Origin of the sequence: uncultured Thermosynechococcus sp., assembly GCF_938074695.1 — a bacterium.
GTDB lineage: Bacteria > Cyanobacteriota > Cyanobacteriia > Thermosynechococcales > Thermosynechococcaceae > Thermosynechococcus.
The window spans coordinates 1-21959 of record NZ_CALJEM010000022.1; the positions used below are offsets into that span (position 1 = coordinate 1).

The following is a 21959-nucleotide window of genomic DNA, read 5'->3' on the forward strand; positions in this document are numbered from 1 at the left end:
GTTGTTGTCTATCTTAGGGAGCTTGATGGCCCCTATCCAGAAAAGGCTCAGCAATGGGAATCGTAAAGTGGAACTCACTGCCGCGATCGCGCCCCGCCGATTCAGCCCAAATTTGCCCCCCCAAATTGGTAATAATTTGGCGACAGATGGCTAGACCCAACCCCGTACCACCCACAGAGCGCCGCAGCGCGCTTTCCTCTTGATAGAAGCGATCAAAAATCGTTTCCAAGCGATCCGGCTCGATACCCCGCCCCGTGTCGGCAACGGTCACCTCCAATAGCCCATCCGGACGAGGCTTGGCAGCAATGGAGATCTGACCGGACTGCTCGGTAAACTTACAGGCATTATCAAGCAACTTCGAGAGCACCTCCACCAACCACTCCCCATCGGCTCGGATCAAGGGCAATTCCTCAGGCAACACCGTGCGAATTGTCGGCAGTTGATCCTTCGGGGTGCGCAGACTACTGAGGGCAAGCTCTACCAGTTCTTGGAGGGGAAGGGGTTCCGGTCGCCACTGCACCCGGCCACTTTCTAACTGCGAGAGGGTGAGGAAGTCCTGAATCAGTTTCCGCATGCGCTCAGCATCGGCAAGAGCAGTACTCAACATCACCTGCCGCATTTCTGGATCCATATCAGGTTCACTGGCTAGGCTTTCCAGGCAGACTTGAATCGTTGAAAGGGGCGTGCGCAGTTCATGACCCGTAATGGCAATTAGATTGCTGCGGGTGCGATCCAAGGCCTCCAGTTGCGCATTGAGTTCCTCCAAATCTGCGTAGGCCTCCGCCTGAATCAGGGCAACCCCCACTTGGGTGGCGATCGCTTCCACCAACTCGGCATCCATATCGTGCCACGGCAGGGCTTCGCCTCGATGCAGTTCCACAATGCCCAAAAGCCGCCCTTGATAGAGCACCGGCGCCAGTAGGAGTGCCTTGACCCCGGCGGCATCAAGTGCCTTGAAACGGCTGGCTTCGTAGTGGGGATCAGCCGCTACATCATCCACCTGAATAACCTGCTGATGAGCCAGTGCCTGCTGGGTGTAGGGGTGCTCACTCACGGGCCAGTACTGGTACTGCAAGGAGGGGAGGGCACCACTGGTGTACTCATGCTCAATGCGCACCCGCGTATCGGTGCTGCGGCAGCGGTAAATCAGACAGCGATCCCCTTTGAGGGCTTCCCCCAGCTCTACCACCGCGCGAGTGAGAATTTCCGTGGGATTGAGGGAGTTGCGAATCGCCGTGGTAATTGCATTGGTGAGGCGTTCCTTGCGCTCTTGAATGGCAATTTGGCGATAGGCTTTGATTTGCTTGTACTGGCCTGCTTGAAGATAGGTCACTAGGCGATCAACAAAGGGGGCAGGATCGCTATTGCCCCCCTCCCCCTGGCGATAGGTCTCAACCCATGCCAGACCTTCCCTGAGTTTCTCCTCTAGTTCAGGGCGGTACTCGCGGATACGGTTGAGGAGGATTTCAGCGGCTGTGGCTGCCACCTGCCGATCAAAAGTCCAAATACCCTCAAAGCGACGCGCCGCATCCATTGGCGGCAACACATCCAAGCGGTTGGCGGGCGATCGCTGGACTTCGCGGCAGACCAAGCAAGTACTGTAATTTTTGCCCAAGACGGTTAGATGCCATTCTTGACTGAGGGCATCGGCAGGATCAAAGGCAACCGTTTCATAGTCCCCAGAGCAGTTGGCAAACTCGGTTTCGGGGGCGGCTAAGACGTAAACATGATGAGACTTTGTGGCAATGCGTTGATACCGATGGGCTTCTTGGCGATAAAAGCGCTCCCGCTGAAAACAGGCAATGATGATCGGCGCATCCTCATTGGCTAAAACCTGATCCTCCATTGCGTGGGAGAGCGCCGTCAGCGATGTCTTGAAGTACACTTGCGATCGCAGGCGAGGCAACCGCGCCAACAATTCCTCAAGAACAGATGTGGCAATGATCCTGTTGGCCATGGAAGGGTCTGAATAAAAAGATACCCTACGGTACCATTATCGGCAAATCTGCGCTCCAAAACCTATTGAAATTCAGCTCAAGGGGCTGCCCAATTCCTTCAACCTCCAATCTTAAACTTTTGTTAAGAATTTTATTAACTGGCAGAGCCTATATGTAGTTTTCTATACTATATTTAAGCAAACTCAAAAAGAACCACTCCTCTAGGGATGGGGATCAACGAACTCCTCACAATTGCGATAGTCAGTTACGTTGCTTCCAAACGTGCTCCGTGAAAACACCCATGGCAAGGGGAGAGGGCTGTAGTAACTTGGGTTTCAGAGAATAAGGTGAAAAAGTTGTGACTGCCCCTGTATCTGCTATCCGAAGTGCTGGTCATCGTCGTTATGATCCAGAGGCGATCGCCCGCTACTACTGGCGACACCCTTGGCAAGTAATTTGGCGGTTTTTGGACGTTTCAATATCCTTCTTAACATTCTGGCTGCTGTTGCAGTGGGACAAGTGGCTCGGTCAACAGGAAACTCAGCGTCCCCTGCGGGCGATGCAACTGCGCAAACTCCTAATTCGCCTAGGCCCAACCTTTATCAAAGTGGGTCAAGCCCTTTCCACCCGCCCCGATCTCATTTCCCCTGACTACCTCGAAGAACTCACCCTGCTGCAGGACAAACTGCCCCCCTTCGCCAATGAGATTGCCATTGCCATCATTGAGCGAGATCTGCACTTAAACTTGGGGGATATTTTTGCCGAATTCTCACCCCAACCGGTGGCGGCTGCTAGTCTCGGTCAAGTCTATCGAGCAAAACTCCACAGTGGCGAAGAGGTGGCCGTCAAGGTACAGCGCCCCAATCTCTTGCCCGTAATTACCCGTGATTTATTTTTAATTCGGCTTTTGGTGCAGTGGGTCAAACCTTGGCTCCCCATTAACCTTTGCCACGATCTGCGGGACATTGTGGATGAATTTGGCCGTAAGCTCTACGAGGAAATTGACTACCTCAATGAAGGGCGCAATGCTGAGAAATTTGCCGCTAACTTCCGCGATGATCCCACGGTCAAGGTACCGAAAATCTACTGGGAGTACACCAGTGAGCACGTGCTAACCTTGGAATGGATTCACGGCATTAAGCTCACCCGTACTGACTGCATGCTGGCGGCGGGGGTCAATCCCGATGAGCTAATTCGTATTGGCGTCATTTCGGGTCTGCGGCAACTGTTAGAATTTGGCTTTTTCCATGCAGATCCACATCCAGGGAACCTCTTTGCCATGTCCGATGGTCGGATCGCCTACATTGACTTCGGCATGATGGATCAACTGGAGGAGAGTACCAAGGAATCCCTTGTGGATGCTGTTGTGCATTTGGTGAACAAGGACTATCAAGCTTTGGCAGCGGACTTTGTTAAACTGGGCTTCCTCACTCCGGAAACGGATATTAAGCCGATTATCCCTGCCCTTGAGTCAGTGTTTGAGGAGGTGATTGGCTCCAGTGTCCGCGAATTCAACTTCAAGGCAATCACGGATCGCTTCTCTGAGTTGATGTATGCCTACCCCTTCCGGGTTCCCGCCAAGTTTGCCCTGATCATTCGCTCCCTTGTTACTCAAGAGGGCATTGCCCTGTGCCTCAACCCCAACTTCCGCATTGTGGATGTCAGCTATCCCTATGTGGCACGGCGTCTGCTCCAAGGAGAATCGCCCCAACTGCGGCGACGATTGTTGGATGTCCTCTTCAAGGATGGTCGTCTTCAGTGGCAACGACTGGAAAATCTGATTACAATTGCCCGCCAGGATGAGCACTTTAACCTAGCGCCAACGGCAACCCTAGGCTTGCAGTATCTCTTTTCGGAGGAGGGACAGTACCTGCGGCGGCAAATTGTGTTAGCGTTAACCGAAGATGACCGCCTCCACACCGAAGAGGTGCAACGCCTTTGGAATTTGGTCAAGTCTGAGCTGCGCCCCCTCTTCTTGATTGATGTGGCATGGGAAGCCCTCAAGGCCTCTGTGTCCCACACGCTAGGTAAAGAGGAAGAAAGCAATTCTTTGGCGGTGGCCAGTTAAGGCTGGAAAGTGGTTGTCAACTGTCCTTGAGCGTCTAAGAAGGATTAGGTATCCCGTGTTTGATCCACCGATTGTCTTGCTACTGGCTGGTATTTTTATGGGGTTGACCAGTGGTAAAGCTTTTGAAGCCACCCTCAAGCAGAGTGTCCAAGAATGGAACCGCAGTCGCTCCACTCGCGTTTTAAGTCAATTGCGCGGTTCCCGCCTGCAGTTGCCCTACTTGGGCATTTCCATCGGCATCTGGCTGTTCCTGATGGCGGGATTGTGGACTTACGGTTTCAGCGCCGCTGTGAGTATGGTAATTGCCTTTGTGCTGACGATCGCGACTGCCCTTTTAGTGTGGCATCAACTGGGGAAAGTGCTGACAATTTTAAGTACAGGTGGCTCCCGTGCCCTAGATCTCGATGCCCTTGAGGCTAAGGAATAGTTCTTTAATAACCTCCCAAGGAGGCGTTGTGGACTTACTCGCCCAGCTGGATGAACTCATTGCCAACGCTCCCGATGACTCCACCAAGGGGGCAGTCCAAGCGATCGCCCCTATCCTCTACGCGGAAGCCCAGCGCTACAGCCAAACCCTCTACTACGTTCTCCAAACCCGCGAGGGGCAGTGGCAGGTAATTACCCTTGAGGAACAGCGCCCGCCCCATCGGGAAAAGAACGTCATTTATGCCTATGGCAGTGAGGCAATGGCTCAAGAGGCCGGTGATACATCTCTGCTGCCGGTGCCAATGCCGATTATTCCCCTTTTGTTTCAACTGTTGGCTGCAGAGCCGGTGGACAGCCTTATTATCCTAGAAACCAATGGTCAACGGGGCTGGGAAGTGGAACGCGGGAAGCTGCTGGCTCAGGTGCAGTCCATCCTGGGGGTACCCCCCGACATTGCCTAAGCGGGTAACTTCTCACCACGACTGGCCAACTCTAGTAGCTGCATTGGGTGGTAAATGGGCACCGGGCTACTCTGCTCTCGGAGATACTGACCCAATTGCAGCGTGCAGCCCACATTTGCTGAGACAATGACATCGGGCCGAGTATTGAGAAGGTGACGCACCTTCTGGCGCCCCAATTCCGCTGCTACTTCGGGTTGGAGAATGTTGTAAACCCCCGCACTGCCACAGCACAGTGCCGCATCGAGCGGTTCGCGCAGTTGCACTTGGGGAATTTGCCGCAGGAGTTGACGCGGTTCAAGGCGGATTTTTTGACCGTGGAGCATGTGGCAGGCATCCTGATAGACCAAGGTCAGGGGGCGATCGCCCAGAGGATGTAGAGGTGTCACCAAACCCTGCTTGACCAAGAAAACTTGGACATCCTCCACCTTTTGTCTAAAGTCACGGGCGCGATCGCCGTAGTGGGGATCAGCCGCCAAAAGGCGAGGATACTCCTTGAGGGTATGGCCACAACCTGAGGCGTTGATTAAGACCGCATCCACCTGGGCGGCAGCAAAACAGTCAATCATCTGGCGAGCGAGGCTTTTTGCCTGCTCCTCCTCCCCTTGGTGGTGGGGCAGGGCACCACAGCACCCCTGTTGGGGGGGCAACACCACTTCAAAGCCATTGGCACTTAAAACGGCAATTGTGGCTTCATTCACTTCAGGTAAAAAGAGCCGTTGCACACAGCCGAGAATGACCCCCACCCGTCCGCGTTTTTTTCCTTGGGCAGGCACCACTTCAGGAAAGCGATCCCGAAATGTTTTTGCCGAAAGGGGCGGCAGCAGTTGATACATGGCTGCCAGAGATTTGGGTAGCAGGCGCTTGAGGAGTCCCAATTGCTTTTCGAGGTTGGCCAAGCCTAGTTTTTGGTAAAGCCAGAGCGGCCAAAGGAGGGCACGCAACCGCCGAGGGTGGGGCAGTGTTTGGAAAATAAACCAGCGCAGGAGGCGATCGCCCACAGGACGCTGATAATGGCGCTGTACTTGGACACGGGTGGCGGCGATCAACTTATCGTACTCCACCCCCGACGGACAAGTGGTGACACAGGCTAAGCAACCCAAGCAGGCATCAAAGTGCTGTACGACCTCCCCAAGTTGCACTTGTCCCTCATTGATGGCATCCATGAGGTAAATACGGCCACGAGGGGAGTCCATTTCAGTGCCCAGCACTCGATAACTGGGACAGGTGGCAAGGCAAAACCCGCAGTGGACACAGGCATCAATGAGTTGGGGATCGGGGGAGGGCGAGTTACCAAAACTGGTCACGGGAGAGGGAGGGGTCATGTTTTTAAGATTTTTGAGAGGGGAGGGCAACCGCGCCGAGGACTGTTTTTGAAAACTATTCCCAGGGAGCCATTGTGTCCAATTGTGGCGCAAACCTCTGCTCAGTTCAAGGTCACTGCTTTGCCAGCCCCTCTCTGTTCAACCCTGAAGGCAGATTACTGGCCGCTGGCGGGGGGTGTCTTCCCTGTCCTAGGGGTTTGCTCCCTGGGTTGAGAAAGGGCCTCCATACTGGCAAACACAGGATTAGGTGCTCCCAGAAGTTCAAGGGCTGCCGGCGATCGTCCCGCTGGTTCCACGGCAACTACTAGAATTCCCCCCGCCTTGAGCAATGCCGCCGTGCATCCTACGAATGAACGCGAAGTGTCATTCACTAGTTAGCGGCGGGCGGAGTTTACGCGGATCATCCTGATTCTGAATGTACTTCAAGAGAGTTTCAATGCTGGCTCTCAGCCCATAGGCCCGATTCCAGAAATAGGGTTTCCAGTAATAAGGACGGAGCTGTTCAGCAAACTCTTGGCGCCTCTTCCGGGCTGATACTGACTTCAAGTTTTTCACCAAGTCAGAGAGTCGAACCGTTGGATCAACCTCGCCGCCGAACTCAATCAATTCCCGGCCCCACTTCACCAGAAGGTCACGGAATAGCACCCCTAACCCAAGCATCTCTGCGGTCAGGCATTTATGCCGATACTTCATTGACAAAACCAGAGGGTAACAAAGCCTGTAAGCCCTATGATTTCTGGTTTTTAGGGTAGTAAATTCCTGCTCTATGCCCTAACATCTTGAATATGGGTAAAGCTATTGTACGCACTGACAAGTGGGGCTTAGATCCATCGCCAGAAGCGAGACTTCACCTTCTGGCAACGATTGATCAGTACCGAGCTTACTGCAAAGCGCTGAGCTATGTGGTCATGGCTCATCGGCCTAAGCTGGTAGCCGCCCCCAGTTTTTGTGCAGCAGTAGAGAAGCTAATCCATCGCACCAGTAAGAACCCGTTGCCAAAGTACCGCTACTTCGAGTCACGGTTCTACAAGTTCCCGTCTTCCCTAAGGCGGGCGGCAATTGAATTTGTGAAGGGTCAGGTTTCGTCCTACCTAACTCGATACCGGGATTGGCAAGCAGGGATGAGAAACCGCCGTGATGCAAAGCTACCTGTCTTTAACGTAGAGGCAGGGGGCTACCCGGCCCTCTACAAAGGGCAATCGGTTAAGTTCGACGACGACTTACTGGTGGCCTCCATTAAGGTATGGAACGGCTCTGATTGGGTTTGGGCTGAGGTGCCCATTGCTAGCAAGCGAGAACGGCACCTAACCGGCGCAATGAAGTCGCCCTACCTGGTGATTTCAGAGAAGCACTACCACCTGGCAGTGCCCTTTAGCATCACTCCACCGACCTTGGAGGGTGATGTGGTTTGTGGTGTGGACATAGGGATTAACACCCTAGCCACAGCTTCAATTGTTTGCCCTGACGGCACTGTATTGGCTCGGAAATTCATCCATCCGTCCTCTGACATAGACCGTTGCGACAAACAGGCCAACATCGTTCGCCAAAAGGCGAGAAAGACCAAAACGTTGCACCGTGGGTTCGCCAAGACTCCCTATCGCAAGGTGATGGGCATCAACGCCAACATTGCTCGGCAAGTGTCGCGGCAACTTGTCGGATTTGCCCTGGAGCATGGAGCCAGCACGATCGTCTTTGAAGATCTCAAGGGCTGGCGTCCCAAAGGCGGCAGAAAGCGGTCAAGCCTGAAGCAAAAGTTTCACAGTTGGCTGCACCGCCGCCTGGTGATGTTCCAAGAGGAGGGGGGCAAGGTTGTCTATGTTCTCCCCAAAGGCACATCATCTTGGGTCTATGACGGCAGTGGCAAGGTGCAACGATCTAAGACCCAGTACGAGCTAGCAACGTTTGCCAACGGCAAACAGTACAATGCCGATCTTTCCGCCAGCTACAACATCGCGGCTCGATACTTGGCCTATAAACTAAAGCTGACCCACCGAAAGGATGGGCAGGTAGCGAAAGGCAAAAGTTCCTGCGCTACACCGAGAATGCCGGTCACCCTCTCTCTGCTATGGGATCGGGAATCCGCTTATGGACGCGAAGTGTCATGAGCGGAGCATTCACGTACGCTGAGATCGTAGCGCGAGAGTATTTTTATGGATGCTTTGGCTCTTTGGCAGCATTACCAAGATTGGTTATACTACCACCCTGAATTGGAGTTCTATGTGGATGTCAGTCGCATGGGGCTGACCCCGGCGGTCGTACAGCGCCTAGAGCCGGCTTTTGAGCGTGCCTTTCAGCAAATGAAGGAATTGGAAGCGGGGGCGATCGCCAATCCCGATGAGGGTCGGATGGTGGGACACTACTGGCTGCGGGATGCGGATTTGGCCCCCACGCCGCAGTTGCGTGCAGAGATTCGCAATGCCATTGCCCAAGTGAAGCGGTTTAGCCAAGAGGTGCACAGCGGTGTCATTGCCCCACCCCAAGGGGGTCGCTTCACGGATATTCTCTCCATTGGCATTGGTGGGTCTGCCCTTGGACCGCAGTTTGTGGCGTCTGCCCTCGCTCCTGTCAATCCACCCCTGAACATTCATTTTTTGGACAACACCGATCCCGCAGGATTCGAGCGGGTCTTTGCCGAACTGGGCGATCGCCTGCGGACAACCCTGGTGCTCGTCATTTCCAAATCGGGAGGGACGCCAGAAACCCGCAATGGCATGTTGGAGACCCAAGCCCGCTTCCAACGCGCTGGTTTAGCCTTTGCCGCTCACGCCGTAGCCGTCACCATGCCCGCTAGTGGTCTTGCCCAAGTGGCGGAGTCCAACGGCTGGCTTGCCATTTTCCCGATGTTTGACTGGGTGGGGGGGCGCACTTCCGAACTTTCAACCGTGGGTCTGTTGCCCGCCGCCCTGCAAGGGATTGATATTGACGCTTTGCTCGAAGGAGCCAAGCTGATGGATCAGGCGACCCGTGTGCCGCAGATCCGTCAAAATCCCGCTGCCCTACTGGCCTTGGCTTGGCACCATGCAGGCAAGGGTCGGGGTGAAAAGGATATGGTTGTTCTCCCCTACAAAGATAGCCTGTTGTTGTTTAGCCGCTACTTGCAACAGTTGGTGATGGAATCCCTCGGCAAAGAAAAAGACCTCGACGGCAATATTGTCCACCAAGGGATTGCAGTCTATGGCAACAAAGGGACAACGGATCAGCATGCCTATGTGCAGCAGTTGCGGGATGGCCTGCCCAACTTCTTTGTCACGTTTATTGAGGTGCTGCGGGATGCTCAAGAACCCGGTATTGAGGTGGAGCCGGGAATTACCTCAGGAGATTACCTCAGTGGCCTGCTCCTAGGTACGCGCCAAGCCCTCTATGAAAAGGATCGCCCTTCCTTGACGGTGACGATCCCAGAGGTGACACCGAAAACAGTGGGTGCCCTGATTGCTCTCTACGAGCGAGCAGTGGGTCTCTATGGCTTCCTGATCAATATCAATGCCTACCATCAGCCGGGCGTAGAAGCCGGGAAGAAGGCAGCGGCGGCGAATTTGGCGCTGCAACGGCAGATTGTCAAAGTTTTAGAACAAAGTGATGATCCCCTTGACTTGGGGGCGATCGCCAAGGCTGTGAATGCCCCCGATCAACTGGAACGCATCTACCTGATCCTGCGGCACCTTGTGGCCAACGATCGCGGCATCGAGCAACTGGGAGATCCAGCTCAGCCCGCTCAACTACAGTTTCGGTGGCAACGCTAATGCAGCGGCGGCAATTTTGTCAGGGGGCATTTGCCCTTGGAGCGATCGCCCTCAGTGGGTGTCAAGGGAGTGCCAATGGCGGCCTAACCGTTCATCTCTTGCGCAAATCCTTACCGCCACAACTCATTCGCCGCTTTCGCCAACAGTCGCGGGTTGCACTGCGTTTACGTCTTCAGGAAACCCCCCAAGCGTTAGCCCACCTCCTCGCAGTAGGCAACTTGGGAACAGGGGTGTTAAGTCTGGGGGATGCTTGGTTGGCAGAGGCGATTCGCCAGCGGCAGATTGCTCCCATTCCGAAAAGACTGATTCAAACCAAGGTTGACTGGGCAGAACCTTGGCAGTCTTTTCTGCAATTCATCAGCAAAGAGGATGTCCTCTGGGGGCTTCCCTATCGCTGGGGCGCCACTGTTCTCATTTATCGCCGCGATTTTTTTGCCGAGTTGGGCTGGGAACCCAGAGATTGGCATGCCCTATGGCACCCCGCAGTTCAGGGGCACTACAGCTTGTTAAATACCCCCCGCGAAGTGATTGGCTTAACTTTGAAATCCCTAGGGCTATCCTACAATGCCCCACCCACCCACCCCCAATTGCGGGAGCGATTGTCTCAACTGCGCCAAGGTTGCCGCTTCTTTAGTTCCGATGCCTACCTACAACCCCTGATGCTGGGAAGTACACAATTGGCAGTGGGTTGGTCAACGGATGTGCTGCCGTTGCTGAAGCAGGATCCGCAAACCTATGCCGCAATATTCCCTGCCAGTGGGACAGCGTTGTGGGCGGATTTGTGGGTCTGTGGCCAAGAGCCGGATCGCGCAGCCTTGGATTGGTTAAACTACTGGTGGCAGCCAGAGGTGGCTGAGCAACTGAGTCAATTTAGTAATGCTCCCTCCCCCTTGGTGGGCAATCTAACGGATACTCTCTTTCACCGCTATATTCCCCTTGCTGCTCCCACTGCTCTTGCCCAGAGTGAGGTATTGCTGCCCCTCGATATGGCAACCCAAAAGACCTATAGCGCCCTTTGGCAAGAGATTTTTTTGACGAGATTCTAATGCCGACCCGCTTGGGTTGAACAATTCAGCAGCTGTGCCACATAGGCCAAGGCTTGGGGGCGATCGCCAACTTCTCCCCGCGCTTGCGCTGCTTCCACCGCTCGTAACAATTCACCCACCTGCGGTCCCGGCAAGACATGAAACTGTTCCACCAGGTCGGCGCCCCGCAGCAATTGAGGGGGATGGGCAACGGGATCACTGGGGTCTAACCAAGCCTTGACCAGCGGTGCCAGATGGTCTTTGGGCACACCACGGCTAAGAGCAAGGGCAACAAAGGCTGGAAAATAGCTCCCCGCGGTTCGGAATAGATAAAAGGCCTGCTCACGGTTGAGGGGCTGTTGAAGGGGAACCAACCAGTTTTGGAGGAGACGGCACAGGACTTGCACAATGCGAATTTCAGCGGTGGTGTAGGTGAGAGCCGTCAGTTCCTCGGCAGCTTGGCGATCGCTGGCATTGACAAGGCAGGTGAGTTTGGCCAAAGCCGCTAGGGTGCGCCGTTGAGGCTCACCGGGGGCAGCGGTTGCCGCAATGGATTTCGTCAGCGCCGGCCAAAGGGCAGGGAAGGGAAAATTGGCCAGGGTGGACTCAAGGGCATGGTAGTGGGTAATGCGCTCCTCGGTTACCGCAGGCAACCACACCGGCAACACCCCATCGCGAAAGGCAAGGGTCACTTGGGCTGCACCTTCAACGGCACTAAGGAGGTAACTGAGTTCCACCCGCACCCGTTCGGCTGCCACCTGCCGCAATTTAGGAGCAAGGCTTTGGATCACCTGCCGTGTTTCCGGCGTAATCGTGAATTGGAGTTGGGCAGCTTGGCGATAGGCACGCAGGAGTCGCAGAGGATCAGCAGCCAGATTTTCCGGTGCCACATAGTGAATTTGGCGGCGTTGTAAATCCAACAGACCACCGAGGGGATCCACAATGTGGTGGTGGTGAATGTCATAGGCAATGGCATTGAGGCGAAAATCGCGATCGCTCAAATCCGCTAGAAGCGTTTCTCCATGGCGCCGGGCAATATCCACAGTTGTATTGGCAAAGACCAAGCGGGCAATCTGCCGCTCTCGATCCAACACCACTAAGCCAGCCCTGTACTTGTCCGCCAGTTTTTTTGCCAGGGCGATCGCCTCCGCCGGCACAATAAAATCCAAGTCGGGGTACAACGTTGTGCGCCCTAGGAGGGCATCCCGCACCGCTCCCCCCACAAGGTAGGTGTCCGCAGGTAAATCACTGACGGCAATCGGCCAGCGACTAAAATCAAAGGGTTGAATGACGACCATTAGAGTTGGTTCAGATCGATCGTCTGACCACCAAGGGTGACCGTCAAATTTTCACCCCGCACATAAACGGGTCCTGCCGCCGTTTGGATCGTCAAGCAGTTCTTTTCAAACTTCAGCACACCGTTCCAGAGGGAGGTTGTAGGGGTGGGCACTGGGCTAGGGGTTGTCGGTGCTCCAGACCGGACACTTTCCAGCCAAGTCAGCAACGCATCCGCAGAATAGGGGCGATCGCCCGTAGGGGTTTTGATAATCACGCCCCCACTGGCCGAGGGTGAAAAGGCAATGTCGCAAATGGGTTGCCAACTTTTGCCCACCAACAGTTGTAAGGGTTCCAATTGGGACAACTCCTGCCCTGTGGCCGTGGACTTCAGAAGGAGCCACCACGCTTTCCAAAGTTGTCGTGCAGTTCCGAAACGAACTTCACTTCCCGCAGGAATCGGCACCTGCTCGTATTGCCATGCGGGTATAGGCTCAGGAATGTATTGCGTCGGCAAAAAGGAAAGGGCTTGGAGCACACTGGCCACCAAATCCGCAAAGGGAGCTTCTGAAAAAACGGTTACAGTTTCCTCGGCAACACTCGCTCCCTCCACCATAGCAACCACAGTGTCATTCGCCGTTCGCAACTGATAGCAGTGATTATCAAGATGAACCACCTTCAGGTCAGCACTTTGGCAGGAGGAGGGCAAGGGATGTTGTTGCAAAATCAGCTTTTCAATGACTTGCTCGTTGGTCCACTCCAAAACTGTGGTTTCAGTGGCGGTTGCCATTGCCGCTGTGTGCTCCACTGTCGAAGCCACGGGAATCTCTTCCAGTTCCTCTGCGTCAAAGACCACCTCACCGTTGGGCAGTGTTGCCCCCGACAGTTTAGCTTCCTCTAGATCGCGACGGCGAGCGATCGCTCCCCTTAAATCCGCCTCCGAAAGATCTGCTCCCACTACATTGACTTCGTTCAGGTTACTGTCGCGGAGAACAGCTCCCTTGAGGATAGCGCCACTGAGCACAGCCCGCTGTAGATTCGCTCGCGAGAGATAGGCACCCACTAAGATAGCGCCACTGAGCAGCGCCTCCTGCAAATTGGCATCCGTAAGATTGGCACCACTCAAATCGGCACCAATTAGGTTTGCCCCCTGCAGATTGGCATTGGCGAGATTTGCCTTGATCAGATCTGCGCCACTCCAGTTAATCCCCTGAAGATTAGCGCCCGCAAGATCCACATGGCTGAGTTGCACAAGAGGAAACATGCTCCCGGCCAAATTGACGCCACGGAAATTCCGCACCCCACGGGCAAACTCACTTAACAACGTTTCAAGGGTAATGGCTTTGCTCATAGCTGCTCCCAATCAAGGCACAACAGAAAAGTGACGAGGGCACAGTGCTATAGCTATTCTAGGTGTTGATTCAAATCCGCAGGAGCCAAGCACCCATGCCATGGTTTGTCAAAATTGAACGCGGCATTGTGGATAAGGCAACCTTTGATCAATATGTCCCCGCCCATCGCGCCTATGTCCGCTCCCTCATTGCCGCAGGGCATCAAGCCCGCACGGGATACTGGGCTGAGCGCGGGGGTGGCATGTTGCTGTTTCAGGCGGATTCCCGCAAGGCGGCCGAGGAAATCGTTGCCCGTGACCCCCTTGTCCAACACCGGTGTGTCCACTACGAACTCCACGAGTGGTGTATTGTCGAAGCCCCCGATTAGCCTTGGCGTAGTTTTTCTGCCCAGACACGGGTGGGTAGCCCCCAGACGTAGATAAAGCCCTCGGCTGCCCTGTGATCAAACTGATCCGCAGCGCCGTAGGTTGCTAACTCGGAGCTATAGAGAGAGTAGGGGGATTGCCGCCCCACCACCCGTGCAGTTCCCTTAAAGAGTTTGACGCGCACGGTACCCGTCACCCGTTTTTGGGTCTGTTGAATAAAGGCATCAAGGGCTTCCTTGAGGGGACTGTACCAGAGGCCGTTATAGACCAAGCGACTGTAGGTCTCTTCAATGCCCCGCTTGTACTGGGTAACATCCGCAGTCAGGGTCAAACTTTCCAAATCGCGGTGCGCGTCAATAAGCACCAACAGGGCAGGGGCTTCGTATATTTCGCGGGATTTAATGCCCACAAGGCGATTTTCAATCATGTCAATCCGACCAAATCCATGGCGACCGACCCGCTCATTGAGTTCACTGACGAGGGCTACAGGATCTAGGGAGCGACCATCAAGGCTGACGGGCATGCCTGCTTCAAAGCCGATCTCCACATCCTCCGGGGAGTTGGGCGTGTTTTCAATGGGTTGGGTCATCAAGTAGATTTCCTCTGAGGGTTCAATCCACGGATCCTCAAGGGGGCCTGCCTCAATACTGCGTCCCAAAAGATTGCGGTCAATACTGTAGGGGGAAGATTTTTTCACGGGGGCGGGAATGCCAAAGCGTTCGCCGTAGGCAATGGTTTCTTCACGGCTCATGCCCCATTCACGCGCCGGTGCCAAGACCTTGAGGTTGGGATTGAGGGCCGCGATCGCCACATCAAAGCGGACTTGATCATTGCCTTTCCCTGTACAGCCGTGGGCAACGGCATCAGCCCCATACTCGGCAGCCGCCTCCACCAAGAGCTTGGCAATCAGGGGGCGAGCAAGGGCAGTTGAGAGGGGATAGCGATTTTCGTAAAGGGCGTTGGCCTGAATGGCCGGAAAAGCGTAGTTGCGGATAAAGTCTTCCTTGGCATCCACCACCAACGAGGCACTGGCACCAGAATCTAGGGCTTTTTGGCGAATCGGCTCTAGTTCATCTCCCTGTCCTAAATCAGCCGCAAGGGTAATGACTTCCTGAACTCCCCATTCATGTTTGAGATAGGGAATACACACGGAAGTATCTACCCCGCCCGAATAGGCCAAAATGACTTTTTCTGCACGCCCCATGATTTTTTCCTGAAATAAACGCGATCGCTACTATAGCGGATCTGCTTGTCCGAAACGTGATGGGGATAACCGTTTAGACAAAGCCCTGCGTCTATTTGACTTCGTTTGCCAGGGGCAGACCTTGCTCAAAACAGGTCAAATTTTCAATCGTGGTCCGGGCAATATCCGTGAGGGCGTTGCGGGTAAAGAAGGCTTGGTGAGCAGTGATGACCACATTCGGGAAGGATTGCAGGAGTTGGAAGGTATCATCCTGAATAATCGTGTCCGAGAGGTCTTGGAAAAAGAGGGAACCTTCCTCTTCATAGACATCAATTCCCAAATAGCCAATTTGGCCGCTTTTAATGCCCTCGATGACGGCTTTGGTGTCCACCAGTTTGCCGCGACTGGTATTGATTAGCATTACCCCCTTTTTCATTTGTGCAATTGTGGTGGCGTTGATTAGATGTTCATTTTCTGGAACAAGGGGACAGTGGAGCGTGACAATGTCGGAGTCCGCCAGCAGGGTTTCTAGGGTTGTGTAGGTGCCTATTGCACTAAAGGTTTCATTGGGGTAAGGATCATAGCCGTACACGCGGCAGCCAAAACCATGCATAATCCGGCCAACAACGTTGCCAATTTTACCGGTGCCAATAACCCCGACCGTACAGCCATGGAGGTCAAACCCCATCAGTCCCTCCAGGGAAAAATTGTCATCCCGCACGCGGTTGTAGGCGCGGTGGAGTTTACGATTCAACATCAGGATTAGCCCCACGGTATGCTCCGCCACAGAGTAGGGAGAATAGGCGCTGACACGGGTAACCTTGATTCCCAAGCTGGCCGCTGTGGCTAAGTCCACATTGTTATAGCCAGTACAGCGCAAGGTGACCAGACGCACCCCCAATTCCGCCAGCCGTTTTAGGGTCTCTGCTCCGAGATCGTCGTTGACAAACCCACAGACAGCCCCATGCCCCTTGGCAAGAGCCACGGTTTTAGGCTGCAAGCGCACATCGTAGTAGCTTAGGTAATGGGGATAGCCTTGGGCAGCATTGGCGGCATTCAAAAACTCGCGATCGTAGGATTTGGCACTGAAAACCGCAACCTTCATAGCATCGTTCTCCGAACCCTCAACAACAGGATCGCTCTCTTCCTAGAGGCGCTGTAGCTAGCTTAGCGAGTGGGACTTTAAGGATTTGTTAAGGCAAGACAACGCCTTGGGAATTCTTTCTACAGCCGCTGAAAAAACTGACGAATGGTTGCCGCAATATACTCAATGGTGGCATCGCTTAATTCAGGCCAAATGGGGAGGCTGAGAACCTCGTTGGCGAGGCGATCGCTCACCGGATTCGGTGGAGATTGCCCCTTGTACATTGGACAGTGATCCTGGGGAATCGGGTAGTAAACCATTGAACTAATGCCAGCTGACTTCAGATAAGCCGCAAGGGCATCCCGCTGGCCATCGAGCACCCGAATCGTATATTGATGAAACACATGTCCCGGCACTATCCTAGGGGTAACTATCATTTCCAGACCTGCTAAGGCCTGATGGTAGGTTTGCGCTACCCGCCGTCGTTCTTGGTTCCAACGGTCAATATGGGGTAGTTTCACTCGCAGAATCGCTGCCTGCAGGCTGTCTAAGCGAGAGTTGTAGCCGATCATCTCGTGATGGTAGCGCTGTCGAGACCCATGTACCCGCAGCATGCGCGATCGCTCGGCGAGATCATCATCGTTGGTGGTAATCAACCCCCCATCACCATAGGCACCCAAGTTTTTTGTCGGAAAGAAGGAAAAGGCACCCATGCTCCCGATCGCCCCCGTAAATTGATTCGCTAAGGTCTGTTGAGTTGCCGCTGTACATTGACAATTTTCACAGGGCGGGCAATAGCGGGCACCAAAGGCCTGGGCACAATCTTCCAGAACAGCTAACCCATGGGCTTGAGCAACTTCAACAATGGCTCCCATGGCCGCCGGTCGTCCAAATAAATGCACAGGCAAAATAGCCTTAGTGCGGGGGGTAATGGCTGCCGTAACTTTACTGGGATCAAGGTTAAAAGAGTCCAGTTCCACATCCACAAAGACCGGGCGGGCACCCACCAAACTAACCGCCTCTGCGGTCGCAAAAAACGAAAATGGGGTAGTGATGACCTCATCTCCCGCCCCCACCCCCAAACTGCGCAGGGAAATGACCAGGGCATCGGTGCCCGAATTAACCGCCACCGCATGGCGCACCCCCAAATAGGCGGCCACCTCTTCCTCGAAGGCCTGCACCTCTGGCCCTAGAATGAACTGACCTGAGGCTAATACGCGGGCAACTGCCCGATCAATATCTGCTTGCAGGGATTGATATTGGGCTTTCAGATCTAAAATGGGAATGGTGTCCATTGATCGCCATGCCGGCATCGAGCGCAAGTCTTTTATCATCCTCTCATGGCCTTAAGGAATTAAGCTAGTCTTAGAGTGTAAAGCCGCCCGCAAGGGTGGGGTTTTAGACCTGTTTTTTTGATGAATCCCCAAGAGTTGTTAAAACGCTATGCCAGCGGTGAACGGGACTTCAATCGTGCCAGTTTGACCAATGGCGAGTTTATCAACGCGGATCTACGGGGGATTATTCTCTCCCGTGCCGACATGGAGTGGGTCAACCTGAGCGGAGCAAATCTCAGCGGTGCGGTGCTCTGTGGGTCAGAAATTGTCAATGCCATGCTCATCAAAACAGAACTGGTGGACGCCAACCTTGCCGGGGCAAACTTGAGCCGCAGTGATCTCAGTTGGGCGAACCTGACGCGCGCGAATCTCAGCCGCGCTGAACTCAGGGAAACTATACTGCGGGGAACGGTGCTTCAGGGTGCAAACCTCTCCCGCGTGGATCTGGCCAATGCGGATTTGCGGGGACTGACCCTCGAGGGCGTTAACCTTTCGGGAGCAAATTTACAGGGCGCCAACTTGCATGGTACGGATCTAAAACAGGCGAACCTGACCCGTGTGGATTTGATTCAGGCCGATGTCAGCAATGCCAATCTCAGTGGCGCCAATCTCAGCGGTGCCAACCTCAGTGGTGCAAACTTAACGGCGGCGAATCTCACGGGTGCCAATCTTAGCCGCGTTGATCTCACAGAAGTCAAACTCAGTGAAGCTAACCTTGCCAAGGCGAATCTTGTGGGTGCCGAACTGGCAAAGGCGGATTTGTCTTCCCTAGAGCTATCAGATGTGACCCTCAGTGGTGCCAATCTCGGTGGCGCGAACCTAAGTCATACCAACCTGAGCCGCGCGGATCTCAGTGGGGCGAATCTACGGGGTGCCAACCTCAGCCACGCCAAACTGGTGGGCACCAATCTGCGGGGCGCCAATCTCCAAGGGGCAAATTTGCAGGGGGCATTACTGGACAATGCGGATTTGAGTCAAACGGATCTACGCAGTGCCAATCTTAGTGGTCTAGTCTTTAATGGGGTGAAGCTGCGGGGCGCCAATCTCAGCGGTGCCAACCTCCGCGAAGTGGAGTTAGCAGAAGCTAACTTTAGCCGTGCCGATCTCGTGGAGGCAAATCTCTGCCGTGCCCGCTTGGTGGGAGCCAACCTGAGCCGTGCGACCCTCTCAGAAGCAAATCTTAGCCGTGCTACCCTGAGTGGAGCCACCCTCAGCCGCGCCACCTTTAGTGGCAGCTTACTGGCAACGGTGGATCTCAGTGGTGTTAACTTAAGTGGAGCCGACCTAGGGGATGCCAACCTCTCAGGCTCTAACCTATCACGGGCGGATTTGACGCGGGCGAACCTGACCGCTGCGGATATGAGCGGTGCGAACCTCAGTGAAGTGGACTTGCGGGGCACGATTATGCCCGATGGGCGGCGGCGAGCTTAGTGCTACTCTGCGCTGCCGCGGGATTCCGCCTCGGTTTCTACAGGCTGGGGTCTCGGTGGGGCTTGACGGCCAAAGAGATGCACCAAATGCTTCAAATGAGCCGCAAGTTCAGGGGTGAGTTGATCGGCAGTCAGCCGCCATGCCCAGTTGCCTTCGCCAGTACCGGGGAAATTCATGCGGGCATGACTATCGAGGCCGAGCAAATCTTGAACAGGAATAATGGCTTGGTTGGCAACGGTGCCTAAGGCCATACGAATCAACGCCCAGTGGGGTTCGCTGGGGGTATAGCCCAAATAGTCAATGAAGCGCTGCCGTTCCCGGTCACTCAGATTGCGGTACCAACCGACAGTTGTGTCGTTATCGTGGGTGCCCGTGTACACCACACAGTTGCGCTCTTGATTAAAGGGCAAGAAGGGGTTATCCGAGCCACCACTAAAGGCAAATTGGAGGATTTTCATCCCTGGAAATTGAAACTGATCTCGCAGGGCAATGACATCGGGGGTAATCTCCCCTAAATCTTCGGCTAAAATTGGCAATCGTCCCAAGGCAGCTTGTAGCGCCTCAAAGAAGGCGGCACCGGGGCCTGGTTGCCACTCGCCATTGACGGCTGTTTCCTCCCCTTCAGGGACTTGCCAGTAGCCTTGAAAGCCGCGAAAGTGATCAACCCGGATAATGTCCACGTAGGAGAGCAGAGCACGGAAGCGCTCAATCCACCAAGAGTAGCCATCGGCAGCAAGGGCTTTCCAGTTGTAAATGGGGTTGCCCCACAGTTGACCTGTGGCACTAAAGTAATCGGGGGGCACACCGGCCATGAGGGCGGCAGCGCCGGTTTCGGGATTAAGCTCAAAAAATTGGGGAAAAGCCCAAACATCGGCACTGTCGTGAGCCACATAGATGGGAATATCCCCAATAATTTGAATCCCCTGTTGATGGGCAGCTTCCTTGAGGGCGTGCCACTGCTGGTAAAAGAGAAATTGCTGAAACTCGTACTCAAAAATGCGCTCTTCAAGAACGACTTGAATAGCGGCAAGGGCGGTTGGCTGACGGTGCCGCAAGGGGGCGGGCCATTCATACCACGGCTGTCCCTCGTGGTGATCCTTAAGTGCCATAAAGAGGGCATAGGTGGGCAGCCAGTAGTGGGCAAGGTCTTGAAACTCACGGAAGGCTTGCCAGTCTTCTGGGGTGGCTTGACGCTGGAAGCGCTGAGCTGCAAGGCGCAGCAGGGGTAATTTTTGGCGAATGACGGCCTCGAAATCAACGCGATCGCCATTCTCAAGGGTGAGTCCTGCTAAATCAGCGGCCGTCAACCAGCCCTTTTTGACCAACTCGTCCAAACTAATGAGCAAGGGGTTGCCGGCCATGGCCGAGTAGCACATGTAGGGAGAGTTGCCAGAGCCGGTGGGTCCTAGGGGCAACACCTGCCAGTACTGCTGATCACCGGCCACTAAAAAGTCAAGAAACTTATAGGCCGCGGACCCTAAGTCACCAATGCCGTGACCACCAGGTAGGGACGTGGGATGAAGCAGTAAACCACAGGAGCGGGGAAAGTGCATGCTCAAGCTAAGGGAAACTTGAGCTAATTATCGCCTAATTCTAGATTCGCAGTCTCAGTGGATTCCGCTTGGAGTTCTGCCTCAAGGGCAGCTAATTCCTCTGGTGACAGGCGTGCTAGGCGATCGCGAATCACTGCCTCCTCATAGTCTTTGAGTTGCTGATGGTAGGTCATCCGTCCCGTAAAAACTCGCAGTAGATACGTGCAGACCCAACCCAGAACCCCCAAAACAAAAATTGCTTGGCTCCAAATTCCCGCTTGCAGCGGCTCAATTCCCACGGCCCGCAACAGACCATAGACCAAGCCGCCCGTCAAGAAAATACCAATCCCAATCCCAAGCACATCAATGCGGCGCATAGCCCCTAGGAATTGAGGGAGCGTGGTTGTGGACGGAAGTTAATAAAGGGAGCTAAGAGCAACAGTCCTGGGAAAAAGAAAGTAACGAGAAAGTACATAAACGCCCGCTCAAAGGAACTGGCCACATACCAGCGCCGATGCAAATAGACATAGACAATTGCTGGCGCCACCAGCAGATACAGCCCTGCCAAACCTACATAAGCACCCAGTACCAAAAGTTCTATTGAAACTGCCATGACTGCTCCCTCTTAATAAGAATCAAATTACTCTGAAACAGCGCTAGTTTCGCCTACAGGTTCCTCAAGGGCCGGAACTGCTATTCCCATGGCTGCAGCAAGGGCGGGGGGCGGCGCTTGGCGAGTGGGGGCACTGAGATATTGCCCTGTGAGAATGGGGGGTACGGGCTTCATCTTGTGCTTGGCAGTAAAGAGACGCTGGGTTTGGGCAAGATTGCCGCGCTCACTAATATGCTCGTTGGCAATTTTCTTACGCAGCTTGACGATCGCATCCATGAGCGCCTCTGGCCGGGGCGGACAGCCGGGCAAATACACATCCACAGGAATCAACTTGTCCACGCCGCGCACCGCAGAATAGGAGTCGGAGCTAAACATGCCCCCTGTAATTGTGCAAGCCCCCATGGCAATCACGTACTTGGGATTGGGCATTTGCTCGTAAAGACGCACCAGGGCGGGTGCCATCTTCATGGTGATGGTACCGGAGGTGATAATCAAATCCGCCTGACGGGGGCTATTGCGGGGCACTAAGCCAAAGCGGTCGAAGTCAAAGCGCGAGCCAATCATGGCGGCAAATTCAATGAAGCAACAGGCGGTGCCATACATAAGGGGCCAGAGGCTCGATAGCCGCGCCCAGTCATAGACATCGTTGAGGGAAGTAAGGATGATATTTTCAGCAAGTTCTTGGGGAACTTCAGGACGGGCAATTGGATTGAGAATGGCAGGCGAGGTCGTATTGGTCATAGGGTTCCCTCAAGGGACATCGGCCAAATGAAATGTAAAAACACTTAAGATTATAGGCGTTTGCCCCCAC

21 protein-coding genes are annotated in these 21959 nt (G+C 54.4%); 8 read left to right on the plus strand and 13 right to left on the minus strand.

The features are described from left to right. Positions 1 to 13: 13 nt before the first annotated feature. A complete protein-coding gene (locus tag Q0683_RS03695; RefSeq protein WP_298976352.1) occupies positions 14 to 1957 on the minus strand; it encodes a DICT sensory domain-containing protein in 1944 nt (647 codons plus the stop codon). A gap of 338 nt (positions 1958 to 2295) precedes the next feature. Here Q0683_RS03695 and Q0683_RS03700 point away from each other — a divergent pair, with 338 nt between their 5' ends. The 3 genes from Q0683_RS03700 to Q0683_RS03710 are packed head-to-tail and all read left to right on the plus strand — an operon-like array spanning position 2296 to position 4892. Continuing rightward, positions 2296 to 4005 carry an AarF/ABC1/UbiB kinase family protein gene (locus tag Q0683_RS03700; protein WP_298614002.1) on the plus strand — a complete coding sequence of 570 codons (1710 nt, stop codon included), beginning with the start codon at positions 2296 to 2298 and terminating at the stop codon, positions 4003 to 4005. Between the two features lie 55 nt (positions 4006 to 4060). Further along, complete coding sequence (locus Q0683_RS03705; protein ID WP_298614003.1) at positions 4061 to 4432, plus strand: hypothetical protein; 372 nt, start codon at positions 4061 to 4063, stop codon at positions 4430 to 4432. A gap of 28 nt (positions 4433 to 4460) precedes the next feature. Continuing rightward, the gene (locus Q0683_RS03710) at positions 4461 to 4892 is read left to right on the plus strand and encodes a hypothetical protein (protein WP_298617719.1); all 432 of its coding nucleotides are present in this window, start codon (positions 4461 to 4463) and stop codon (positions 4890 to 4892) included. On the opposite strand, the gene Q0683_RS03715 is transcribed toward Q0683_RS03710, so the two are convergent. From Q0683_RS03715 to Q0683_RS11025, 3 genes are all read right to left on the minus strand, one after another. After that, complete coding sequence (locus Q0683_RS03715; protein ID WP_298614005.1) at positions 4889 to 6214, minus strand: (Fe-S)-binding protein; 1326 nt, start codon at positions 6212 to 6214, stop codon at positions 4889 to 4891. The genes Q0683_RS03710 and Q0683_RS03715 overlap by 4 nt on opposite strands. A gap of 155 nt (positions 6215 to 6369) precedes the next feature. Then, a complete protein-coding gene (locus Q0683_RS03720) occupies positions 6370 to 6543 on the minus strand; it encodes a hypothetical protein (RefSeq protein WP_298976356.1) in 174 nt (57 codons plus the stop codon). Between the two features lie 34 nt (positions 6544 to 6577). After that, positions 6578 to 6982 (minus strand): transposase, encoded by a 405-nt coding sequence (locus tag Q0683_RS11025; protein ID WP_366142724.1) that lies wholly within the window; start codon positions 6980 to 6982, stop codon positions 6578 to 6580. Positions 6983 to 6999: 17 nt separating this feature from the next. Here Q0683_RS11025 and Q0683_RS03725 point away from each other — a divergent pair, with 17 nt between their 5' ends. The 3 genes from Q0683_RS03725 to Q0683_RS03735 are packed head-to-tail and all read left to right on the plus strand — an operon-like array spanning position 7000 to position 11000. Next, positions 7000 to 8319, plus strand: a complete 1320-nt coding sequence (locus Q0683_RS03725) for a transposase (RefSeq protein WP_298976358.1) — start codon at positions 7000 to 7002, stop codon at positions 8317 to 8319. A gap of 45 nt (positions 8320 to 8364) precedes the next feature. Further along, a complete protein-coding gene (locus Q0683_RS03730) occupies positions 8365 to 9954 on the plus strand; it encodes a glucose-6-phosphate isomerase (RefSeq protein WP_298616560.1) in 1590 nt (529 codons plus the stop codon). After that, the gene (locus tag Q0683_RS03735) at positions 9954 to 11000 is read left to right on the plus strand and encodes an extracellular solute-binding protein (RefSeq protein ID WP_298616558.1); all 1047 of its coding nucleotides are present in this window, start codon (positions 9954 to 9956) and stop codon (positions 10998 to 11000) included. The genes Q0683_RS03730 and Q0683_RS03735 overlap by 1 nt, the downstream gene beginning before the upstream one ends. On the opposite strand, the gene Q0683_RS03740 is transcribed toward Q0683_RS03735, so the two are convergent. Next, a complete protein-coding gene (locus tag Q0683_RS03740; RefSeq protein WP_298976361.1) occupies positions 10997 to 12277 on the minus strand; it encodes a CCA tRNA nucleotidyltransferase in 1281 nt (426 codons plus the stop codon). The two genes, Q0683_RS03735 and Q0683_RS03740, sit on opposite strands and share 4 nt — an antisense overlap. Continuing rightward, positions 12277 to 13605, minus strand: coding sequence for a pentapeptide repeat-containing protein (locus Q0683_RS03745; RefSeq protein WP_298976363.1), 1329 nt, complete (start codon positions 13603 to 13605; stop codon positions 12277 to 12279). Before Q0683_RS03745 ends, Q0683_RS03740 begins: the two co-directional genes overlap by 1 nt. Before the next feature lie 95 nt (positions 13606 to 13700). Here Q0683_RS03745 and Q0683_RS03750 point away from each other — a divergent pair, with 95 nt between their 5' ends. Further along, positions 13701 to 13973, plus strand: coding sequence for a YciI family protein (locus tag Q0683_RS03750; RefSeq protein ID WP_298616551.1), 273 nt, complete (start codon positions 13701 to 13703; stop codon positions 13971 to 13973). Here Q0683_RS03750 and Q0683_RS03755 read toward each other — a convergent pair. From Q0683_RS03755 to Q0683_RS03765, 3 genes are all read right to left on the minus strand, one after another. Continuing rightward, positions 13970 to 15175 carry an argininosuccinate synthase gene (locus Q0683_RS03755; protein ID WP_298616549.1) on the minus strand — a complete coding sequence of 402 codons (1206 nt, stop codon included), beginning with the start codon at positions 15173 to 15175 and terminating at the stop codon, positions 13970 to 13972. The two genes, Q0683_RS03750 and Q0683_RS03755, sit on opposite strands and share 4 nt — an antisense overlap. A gap of 91 nt (positions 15176 to 15266) precedes the next feature. Next, entirely contained in the window at positions 15267 to 16259 is a 993-nt protein-coding gene (locus Q0683_RS03760; RefSeq protein WP_298617037.1) for a 2-hydroxyacid dehydrogenase, read from the minus strand. A 119-nt stretch (positions 16260 to 16378) separates the two neighbouring features. Continuing rightward, complete coding sequence (locus Q0683_RS03765; protein ID WP_298976367.1) at positions 16379 to 17572, minus strand: DegT/DnrJ/EryC1/StrS aminotransferase family protein; 1194 nt, start codon at positions 17570 to 17572, stop codon at positions 16379 to 16381. Positions 17573 to 17653: 81 nt separating this feature from the next. Between Q0683_RS03765 and Q0683_RS03770 the strand changes: the two genes are divergently transcribed. After that, on the plus strand, positions 17654 to 19003 hold the full coding sequence (locus tag Q0683_RS03770) for a pentapeptide repeat-containing protein (RefSeq protein ID WP_298617045.1): 1350 nt from the start codon (positions 17654 to 17656) through the stop codon (positions 19001 to 19003). Positions 19004 to 19005: 2 nt separating this feature from the next. Here the strand turns inward: Q0683_RS03770 and malQ are convergent, their stop codons facing one another. Genes malQ through ndhK form a run of 4 tightly spaced genes read right to left on the minus strand, consistent with a single transcriptional unit; the run spans position 19006 to position 21889 of the window. Beyond that, the gene (gene malQ / locus Q0683_RS03775; RefSeq protein WP_298617033.1) at positions 19006 to 20556 is read right to left on the minus strand and encodes a 4-alpha-glucanotransferase; all 1551 of its coding nucleotides are present in this window, start codon (positions 20554 to 20556) and stop codon (positions 19006 to 19008) included. 23 nt (positions 20557 to 20579) lie between these two features. Next, entirely contained in the window at positions 20580 to 20912 is a 333-nt protein-coding gene (locus Q0683_RS03780; protein ID WP_298617031.1) for a DUF3007 family protein, read from the minus strand. Between the two features lie 5 nt (positions 20913 to 20917). Next, positions 20918 to 21148 (minus strand): photosynthetic/respiratory NAD(P)H-quinone oxidoreductase subunit L, encoded by a 231-nt coding sequence (ndhL, locus tag Q0683_RS03785; protein WP_298617030.1) that lies wholly within the window; start codon positions 21146 to 21148, stop codon positions 20918 to 20920. 27 nt (positions 21149 to 21175) lie between these two features. Further along, complete coding sequence (ndhK, locus tag Q0683_RS03790; protein ID WP_298976369.1) at positions 21176 to 21889, minus strand: photosynthetic/respiratory NAD(P)H-quinone oxidoreductase subunit K; 714 nt, start codon at positions 21887 to 21889, stop codon at positions 21176 to 21178. Positions 21890 to 21959: the final 70 nt, after the last annotated feature.